This is a genomic window from Acidocella sp. MX-AZ02 (assembly GCF_000306035.1).
Classification (GTDB): Bacteria; Pseudomonadota; Alphaproteobacteria; order Acetobacterales; family Acetobacteraceae; genus Acidocella; species Acidocella facilis.
This window is the reverse complement of record NZ_JH976208.1, coordinates 225,478-232,927: the sequence shown is the minus strand read 5'-3', so window position 1 is coordinate 232,927 and position 7,450 is coordinate 225,478. Positions and strand designations below refer to the sequence as shown.

General features: G+C 67.9%; 9 protein-coding genes. 8 read left to right on the top strand and 1 reads right to left on the bottom strand.

The genetic code is table 11. The annotated features are described in order from the left end of the window. On the bottom strand, window positions 1-922 hold a 922-nt coding region (locus MXAZACID_RS19740; protein WP_205619781.1), incomplete at its 3' end, for a hypothetical protein. On the opposite strand from MXAZACID_RS19740, the gene MXAZACID_RS19735 reads away from it, so the two are divergent. Genes MXAZACID_RS19735 through MXAZACID_RS09295 form a run of 8 tightly spaced genes read left to right on the top strand, consistent with a single transcriptional unit; the run spans window position 909 to window position 7,435 of the window. Next, window positions 909-1,334 carry a flagellar hook-length control protein FliK gene (locus MXAZACID_RS19735; RefSeq protein ID WP_205619780.1) on the top strand — a complete coding sequence of 142 codons (426 nt, stop codon included), beginning with the start codon at window positions 909-911 and terminating at the stop codon, window positions 1,332-1,334. The two genes, MXAZACID_RS19740 and MXAZACID_RS19735, sit on opposite strands and share 14 nt — an antisense overlap. Beyond that, the gene (locus MXAZACID_RS09325) at window positions 1,327-2,589 is read left to right on the top strand and encodes a FliM/FliN family flagellar motor switch protein (RefSeq protein ID WP_008494035.1); all 1,263 of its coding nucleotides are present in this window, start codon (window positions 1,327-1,329) and stop codon (window positions 2,587-2,589) included. The genes MXAZACID_RS19735 and MXAZACID_RS09325 overlap by 8 nt, the downstream gene beginning before the upstream one ends. Next, window positions 2,586-2,849, top strand: a complete 264-nt coding sequence (locus MXAZACID_RS09320; protein ID WP_008494034.1) for a flagellar biosynthetic protein FliQ — start codon at window positions 2,586-2,588, stop codon at window positions 2,847-2,849. Before MXAZACID_RS09325 ends, MXAZACID_RS09320 begins: the two co-directional genes overlap by 4 nt. Further along, the gene (locus tag MXAZACID_RS09315; RefSeq protein WP_008494033.1) at window positions 2,842-4,929 is read left to right on the top strand and encodes a flagellar biosynthesis protein FlhA; all 2,088 of its coding nucleotides are present in this window, start codon (window positions 2,842-2,844) and stop codon (window positions 4,927-4,929) included. Before MXAZACID_RS09320 ends, MXAZACID_RS09315 begins: the two co-directional genes overlap by 8 nt. Then, entirely contained in the window at window positions 4,922-5,485 is a 564-nt protein-coding gene (locus tag MXAZACID_RS09310; RefSeq protein ID WP_008494032.1) for a sigma-70 family RNA polymerase sigma factor, read from the top strand. Before MXAZACID_RS09315 ends, MXAZACID_RS09310 begins: the two co-directional genes overlap by 8 nt. Continuing rightward, window positions 5,482-6,288, top strand: a complete 807-nt coding sequence (locus tag MXAZACID_RS09305) for a flagellar motor protein (RefSeq protein WP_008494031.1) — start codon at window positions 5,482-5,484, stop codon at window positions 6,286-6,288. Before MXAZACID_RS09310 ends, MXAZACID_RS09305 begins: the two co-directional genes overlap by 4 nt. 2 nt (window positions 6,289-6,290) lie before the next feature. After that, window positions 6,291-7,157, top strand: a complete 867-nt coding sequence (locus tag MXAZACID_RS09300; protein ID WP_008494030.1) for a flagellar motor protein MotB — start codon at window positions 6,291-6,293, stop codon at window positions 7,155-7,157. Window positions 7,158-7,162: 5 nt separating this feature from the next. Next, window positions 7,163-7,435: a hypothetical protein gene (locus MXAZACID_RS09295; protein ID WP_008494028.1), complete on the top strand. Its 273-nt coding sequence runs from the start codon at window positions 7,163-7,165 to the stop codon at window positions 7,433-7,435. Window positions 7,436-7,450 lie beyond the last annotated feature (15 nt).

The window sequence follows — 7,450 nt, the reverse complement described above, 5'->3', positions numbered from 1 at the left end:
AGCCCAAAGCCGCGCGCGCGCGCGCGCCGCAAGACGCGCAGGCGGCGAGCGAGGCCAGCCCGCCAAGCCCCCGGAAAGCGGCGCGCCAGGATGCGGTGGCGCCGCTCACAATCCCGCTGGCTGATCCAGCGACGCAGCAGCCATCCGCCGCCGTGGCACCCGCCACCGGCCCGCAGGACAGCACAAGCGCGATCGGTACGCGACATGGCGTGACGCCCTCCAGCATGGATGAACCGGCCGCCATCGGACTGCCGGACAAAGCCGCCGCGATTGATACGCGGCATGGCGTACAGCCCTCCAGCACGGATGAACCGGCCAGCGGGAAGGGCAGCGCCAAGGCCATCGCCGGCGTCGGCCTCCATACCAGCACCAGCGCCAGCATCGGCACCGGCATGAGCGCCAAAGCCGCTTCGGCTGAGCCCCCCGCGCAAGGGGACGGCGGGGCGGCCTCGCCCGTTATGGCCAGCGCGAGCGCGCCTCCCCTCATCAGCGACGGCAAGGACGCCAAGCCGGCCGCGAAGGCGCCGGGCGCCAGCCTCGCGCCAGCCGCCACCGGCGACGCGACCACGGCAAAAAACATTGCACCGGCTGCCCCGCGGCCTGGCTCTGGCACGCCCGGTCCCGTGCCTTCCGCCGTGACGCCCCGCGCCGCCAGCGCCGCACCAGCAAAATCAGGTCCAGCAAAATCCGGTCCTGGCGCGGCCTCCGCGTCCGCGCCTGGCTCTGCCCCGGCGAGCACGGCCGCCTTGCTGGCGGTCAGGGAGGCGGCCGCCACGGCTGCCATCACCAGCCCCGCCCCGCACGCGCAAAATGCCGCCTCCGCGTCCAGCAACAGCGTCTTGGGGCCTGCCTCCGCCCTGCCAATGGCCGCCCCCGGCATCCAGCCCGCCACTATGGCAGCAAACATCATGGCGGCAACCACCAGCCACGCCAGCGCCAGCCCGGTTCTGGCCGCCGGCAGCGCCACCGCCCTGGCCGCCACCGTCACCGCCCTGCACCAGGCCGGGCAAAGCGGCGCGGTGCTGCGGCTGGATCCGCCAGGGCTTGGCCATCTCTCCGTGCAGGTCGGGCTGGGGGCGCAGGGGCAGGTGAATTTACTGTTCGTGCCCAGCACCGCGGATGCGGCGCAGGCGCTGCAATCCGCCCTGCCCGGCCTGTCCGGCGCCATGGCGCAATCCGGCCTCACGCTGGGCCAGGCGCAGGTGGGCGGCCAATTCGCGCAAAGCGGCGGGCAGAGCGGGCAGCACCAGCAACGCGCCCCGCAACAGCAGGCCAGCGCCCCGCAGCCCAGCAGCGACAACCCGCCGGCGAGCGGCCTGAGCGCCTATGCTTGACGAAAACGCCGATGTCGAGCTGCTCGATCTGCTCGACCCGATGCGTGCCCCGCTGCTGCGCTCCATTCTCATGGAGACGCTGGCGGACCGGTTCATGCGCCAGATCGCCTTCGCTTTGTTCCAGCGCATGCGCCATTCGGTGCAGGTTCTCTCCTGCATCCAGAATGTGATCTCGCATGAATCCGCCATGTCCGCTTTGCCGGAGGTGATGCTGGCGGGCATCTCCGAACTCACCCCGTTGCGCGGGCGGATGCTGCTGGCGATCGATGGCGATCTGATCGGCGCGATGGTGGATGCGATGTGCGGCGCCACCGCCGCGCATCCGTTCGAGCGTTACGAGCTTTCCGCGCTGGAGACGCGCGTGGGCAAGCAAATGATCGACCTCGCCTTCGCCACCATCACCGACACCTTCGCGCCGGTGGTGCCGATGCAGCTGGAGGCCCTGGCTTATGAGAACGCCACCGGCATGCTCGCCATCGCCGATGGGCAGGATTGGATGATCGCCGTCACCGGCATTTTCGAGACCGAGCTGGGGTCGGGCACCATCCGCGTCATCGTCCCCTACTCCGCCTTCGAAACGCTGGAGGCGAAAATCGCCACCCAGTCCGGCCTGCTGGGCGGGCGCGGACCGGACCAGAACTGGACCAGCGGCATCGAGCTGCTGGCCGATACCACCAGGCTGGCGCTGAGCTTCGAGCTGGCCCGGGCGGAGGTGCCGCTGGCGGTGTTTCAGGCGCTGCAGGCGGGCGACGTGCTGCCCTTCACGCTGTGGCCGCATGCGGTGGCGGTCTCCGGCGGGGTGGATCTGTTCCTGGCCGATTACGGCCAGCAGGACGGTTATGTCTGCTGCCGGGTGCGCGCCGAATCAGATGAGGAGGAGAGTGAAATGAGCGAGCAGACAGAACGCGTCACCGGGGCGGAGAAACTCGTCGAGACCGAGCGGGTGGAGTTGGAACGGCTGCAGGCGCGCGCCGGCGGCGCGCCGGCGATTACCGCCAAGGCGGTGCTGGACCGGGTGCAGGTGGCGGTAACGGTGGAACTCGGCCGCACCCACATCACCGTGAAGGATCTGCGCGCGCTGCGCCACGGGCAGATTTTGCAGCTGGACCAGATGATCGGCGAACCTTTGGCGATTTACGCGAACGGCCAGAAGCTCGCTTATGGCGAGGTGGTGGCTGTGGCGAATGACCGCTACGGCGTGCGCGTGACCGCCCTGACCGAGGACGTGCCCGCGGAGGAGGAGCCGGCGCCATGAGTGCGGCCAGCGTGAATAGCGGCGCCTGGCTGGCCTTCGCGGAACTGGCCGGGCCGGTGCTGCTGCTGATGCTGGTCATCGGGCTGGCGGTCGGGCTGGTGCAAACCGCGACCCAGGTGCGCGAAGCCTCGATCCCGTTCGTGTTGAAGCTGGGCGGGCTGGCGGCGCTGATCAGCGCCGGCGGCACGCTGATGCTGGGTGGCATCGAACGCTACAGCACCGCTTTGTTCCACGCGATTCCGGGATTGCTGCATGGCTGACGCCAGCGCCGCGCCGCGCCCCGGGCTGTTGAGCCCGAGCCAGCTCTCCGGCCCCGCCATCATTCTGATGGTGCTGGTAATGCTCGCGGCGCCGCTGCCGCCGGCCGCGATCTCGTTTCTGTTCGCGCTGAATATTTCAGCGGGGTTGGTGATTCTCGGGGCCTCGCTCTATATCGGCTCGCCGGCGGAGTTTTCCTCCTTTCCCTCCATCCTGCTCGCCACCACGCTGATGCGGCTGGCGCTGAATGTCGCCACCGCGCGGGCGATTCTGCTCAACGGCTATACCGGGCCGGGGGCGGCGGGGCATGTGATCGAGGCCTTCGGGCAATTCGCGGTCGGCGGCAATTATGTCGTCGGCGGCATCATCTTCGCCATTCTCATCATCATCAATTTCGTCGTCGTCACCAAGGGCGCCTCGCGCGTGGCGGAGGTTTCGGCGCGTTTCATGCTGGATAGTCTGCCCGGGCGGCAGATGGCGATCGATGCCGAGATCAATGCCGGCATCCTCTCCGCGCAAGCGGCCGAGCGCCGGCGCGACATGCTCCGCCGGGAGGCGGATTTTTTCGGTGCCATGGACGGCGCCTCGAAATTCGTGCGCGGCGATGTGGTGGCGGCGATGATCATCCTGGTCATCAACATGCTGGGCGGGCTGGTCATCGGCACGCTGCAATATGGGCTGCCGATCGGCGATGCCGCGCGCACCTACACGCTGCTGACCGTGGGCGATGGGCTGGCGGCGCAGATCCCCTCGCTCACCATCTCGGTCGCCGCCGGTCTGGTCGTCACCCGTGTCGCCACCGGCGAGGATATTGGCGGGCAGATCAAATCCCAGCTGTCGAAATATCCGCAGGCGCTGGCGATCGCGGCGGTGATCACCACGGCGATCGGGCTGGTGCCGCAAATGGCGCATATCCCGTTTCTGCTGCTGGGCGGCGCGCTGGGGCTCGCCGCCTGGCGGCTCTCCCGCGCCACGCCGGACGACGCCGCCGACCAGCCCGGCGCCAAGCAGAGCGAGGATGCCAAGCCGGAGGTCAAGCCGGACAGCCTCACCGATGTCTCCGGCGTTGACCCGCTGGGCATGAATATCGGCTTTGCCCTGGCGCCGATGGTGGGGGCGGGCGAGGGCAAGCTGCTCGGCCGGCTCACCGCCGTGCGCCAGCGTTATGGCCGCGCCATGGGGTTTCTGGTGCCCGCCGTGCATATTCGTGATTCCGCCGAGCTGCCGGCGCATAGCTATCGCTTCACATTGCGCGGCGCGGCGATTGCCGGCGGCGAGGCCTGGCCCAGCCAGTGGCTCGCCATTGAAGGCCCGATGGTGGTGGAGAAACTCACCACCGGCCGCGCGGTGAAGGACCCGGCCTTCGGCCAGAATGCGGTGTGGATCCCGCATGGTGCGATCCCGCAGGCGGAGGAGCTGGGCTACACGGTGGTGGACGCGGCCAGCGCCATCGCCACCCATTTCGCCGAGGTGCTGAAGCGCTATGGCGCCGAGCTGCTGGGCCGCCCGCAGGTGGAAGGGCTGATGACCAGGCTGGCGGAAACCACGCCGCGCCTGGCTGAGGATTTGCGGGCGGGGCTGTCCGTCGGGCTGGTCCGCCAGGTCTGCCAGGGGCTGCTCGCCGAAGAGGTGCCGGTGCGCGATTTCGAGCGCATTGCCGAAGCCCTGGTGGAAGGCAGCGATAGCGGCCAGAAGGACCCGGAAAAATTGCTCGCCTCGGTCCGGTTGCGGATCGGGCGTTTCATCGTCAGCCAGTTCACCGGGCCGGAGCCGGCCTTGCGGGTGGCGGTGCTGCAGCCGAAGCTCGAGGAGCTGGTGAGCAAATCCCTGCGCAGCGCGCGCGAGGGGGCAAGCGAGGTGGAGGCGGAGATCGCCACCCATCTGCGCCAGGCCGGGGAGCAGGCGGCGAAGGCGATGCGCGCGCGCGGCGCCAAGCCGGTGCTGGTGGTGCAAGGGCCGATGCGCCGCGCCGTGGCGAAATGCCTGAACGGGGTGATCCCGGTGATCGCGCTGGAGGAAATTCCCGAAACGATGAAGCTGCAGGTGGTGCATACCGCGGAGCCCGCCCCCGCCCATGCCTGACCAGAGCCCGCCCGACCATAAAGCCCTGACCTCACTGTACGGCGACTGGATCAAGCGCATGGCGCTGCTGCTGAAAGCCCGCATGCCCTGGGCGGATCTGGACGAGATGCTGCAATGGGGCGCGGTGGGGATGATGGAAGCCTCGCAGCGCTTCGATCCGTCGCATGGCGTGGCGTTTCAGGCTTTCGCGTCGCGGCGGATCAAAGGCGCGATGATCGATGGGCTGCGCCGCGAAGGGGCGCGCCGGCGCGACGAGGCGGTGCTGGCGCCGGAGGTGATGGAAAACACCGTGCAGGAGGATTCCTACGGCCAGGTGGACCCGCTCTCCCTGCTCGCGCGGACCGACAATTACACGCTGCTGGTGGCGGCGCTGAAAACCTTACCGGAATTGGAATATCGCATCCTGGCGCTGCATTTTTACAACGACCTTAATAATCGGGAAATCGCGGCGGTGTTGGATATCAGCGAGGGCTATGCCTCGCGGCTGCGCAAGCGCGCGCTGGAGCTGCTGGGCACCCACATGAATGCGGCTCAAAGCGGAGAGACCATGCCTTGATCAACCTCGTCACGCTGTTTCTCGGCATTCTCGTCGTCGTTGGTGGCGCGCTGTCGGATCATGTGCCGATCGGCTCGCTGCTCAATCTCACCGCCTTCATCATCGTGATGTGCGGCTCCGCGTCCGCCTGCGCGCTGCAATTCGGCTTTGGCGCGTTCGGAAAATGTTTCAAGGCGGTGATGTGGATTGCCAAGCCGCCGCGGATCGATCTGCACGCTTATATCGAACAGGTGGCGGAATGGTCGGCCAAGGCCCGCGCCGCCGGCACGCTGGCGCTGGAGGCGGAAATTCCGAACATCGCCGACGATTTTCAGCGCCAGGGCCTACAGATGATCGTGGACAACACCCCGCCCGAGGAATTCGCCGCGATGCTGACCGCCGCCGCCGAGCAGAAGGATCATGCCCAGGAACTGCCTGGGCATTTCTGGGAGGCGATCGGCGGCTATTCCCCCACTGTCGGCGTCATGGGCGCGGTGATGGGGCTGATCCATGTGATGATGGAGCTGAACCATCCGGAGTTGCTGGGCGCTGGCATCGCCACCGCCTTTATCGCCACCGTCTATGGTGTCGGCTTCGCCAATCTGATCGCGCTGCCGCTGGGGGCGCGGCTGAAGGCGATCAGCAAGGAGCTGGCGCAGGAGCGTGTGGTCGTCATTCAAGGGTTCATCCTGCTGGCGGAGGGCAAGCCCGGCATCATCATTCGCCAGACGCTGAAGAATTTCCTCCATGAGGAGAAAAGCAAGGCCAAGGCGAAAGACGAGACCACGGAAGCGGCGCCGGACGGCGCCTCGCAGGCGGCCTGACCATGGCGCTGCTGCCCCCGAAAAAGAAGAAAGAGGAAGGCCACGCCAATCACGAGCGCTGGGTGATCTCCTATGCGGATCTGGTGACGCTGCTACTGGCGACCTTCGTGGTGCTCTATGCCTCCTCCACCCGCAATCATCACAAGGAAGACGAGATCGCCATGGCCTTCATCCAGGCATTTCATGGCAATCCACCGGCGATCGTGGAGCCGCCCTCGGGGTCGCGCGGGGTGTTGCAGCATAATGTCTCGCCGATTCCGCAAAGGATCGAGGCACCGCCACGCGCCGCCACGAAACTGCCGCAGAGCATGACCAAGCAGCTCGATGCAGAAATGAAAGCCCTGCAGGCGCTGCAAATGCAATTGCAAAAGGTCTTTCAGCCGATGACGGATGCGCATGAGGTCAGCATGACCAGCACGCCGCTGACGCTGACCATCCAGCTCGATGCCTCGGTGCTGTTCGATTCCGGCGCCGCGACGCTGAAGCCCGCCGCCGCCAGCCTGTTGGCCAAGGTCGGCACCGGGCTGACCCATCTGCCTCCTGGATTCCGCGTCACCGTCGAGGGCTATACGGATAACCAGCCGATCTCCACGGCGCAGTTTCCCTCCAACTGGTCGCTCTCGGCGGAGCGCGCGGTCGCCGTGGTGTCGCTGTTCGCCGCCAATGGCGTGCCGGGCAACGCGCTGGCGGCGGAGGGGTTCGGCGAGTTCTCGCCGGTGGCCAGCAATGCGAACGATGCCGGGCGCGCGCAGAACCGGCGCGTGGTGGTGGTGGTGCATGCGCCGGACCCGGCCGGCGATACCGGCGCCGCGCCCAGCCTCGGCACCATTCCCGGCGCCGGCCCGGCTCCCGGCGCGGGCAAAGGGTAAAGCCCATGGCCAAAGCGAAACCCCCGAAAGCCAGCAAGCTGTTCAGCCCGATCTGGCTCAGCCTGGCGGCGATGACCTCTTGGGCGGCGACGCATGAGCCGGGAAGCTTCGCCAATCCCGGGCTGGTCGGCGCGTGGGGGCTGGGGGCGCTGGCGGTGGCGCTGCTGACCCGCGCGGGTCTGGCGCTGCTCGGCCCGCTGCTGAAACTGACCGGCCAAGGGCTGAGGCTGTTGATCGCCGATGCGCGCGGCCCCGACCAGGGCGGGGCTGATCCATGAGCTTCGTGGTGCCCT

Excerpts from the sequence above, each read along its gene's own strand:
- MXAZACID_RS19735 (WP_205619780.1), top strand. The coding sequence starts at position 909 with ATGGCGGCAACCACCAGCCACGCCAGCGCCAGCCCGGTTCTGGCCGCC.
- MXAZACID_RS09325 (WP_008494035.1), top strand. The coding sequence starts at position 1,327 with ATGCTTGACGAAAACGCCGATGTCGAGCTGCTCGATCTGCTCGACCCG.
- MXAZACID_RS09320 (WP_008494034.1), top strand. The coding sequence starts at position 2,586 with ATGAGTGCGGCCAGCGTGAATAGCGGCGCCTGGCTGGCCTTCGCGGAA.
- MXAZACID_RS09315 (WP_008494033.1), top strand. The coding sequence starts at position 2,842 with ATGGCTGACGCCAGCGCCGCGCCGCGCCCCGGGCTGTTGAGCCCGAGC.
- MXAZACID_RS09310 (WP_008494032.1), top strand. The coding sequence starts at position 4,922 with ATGCCTGACCAGAGCCCGCCCGACCATAAAGCCCTGACCTCACTGTAC.
- MXAZACID_RS09300 (WP_008494030.1), top strand. The coding sequence starts at position 6,291 with ATGGCGCTGCTGCCCCCGAAAAAGAAGAAAGAGGAAGGCCACGCCAAT.
- MXAZACID_RS09295 (WP_008494028.1), top strand. The coding sequence starts at position 7,163 with ATGGCCAAAGCGAAACCCCCGAAAGCCAGCAAGCTGTTCAGCCCGATC.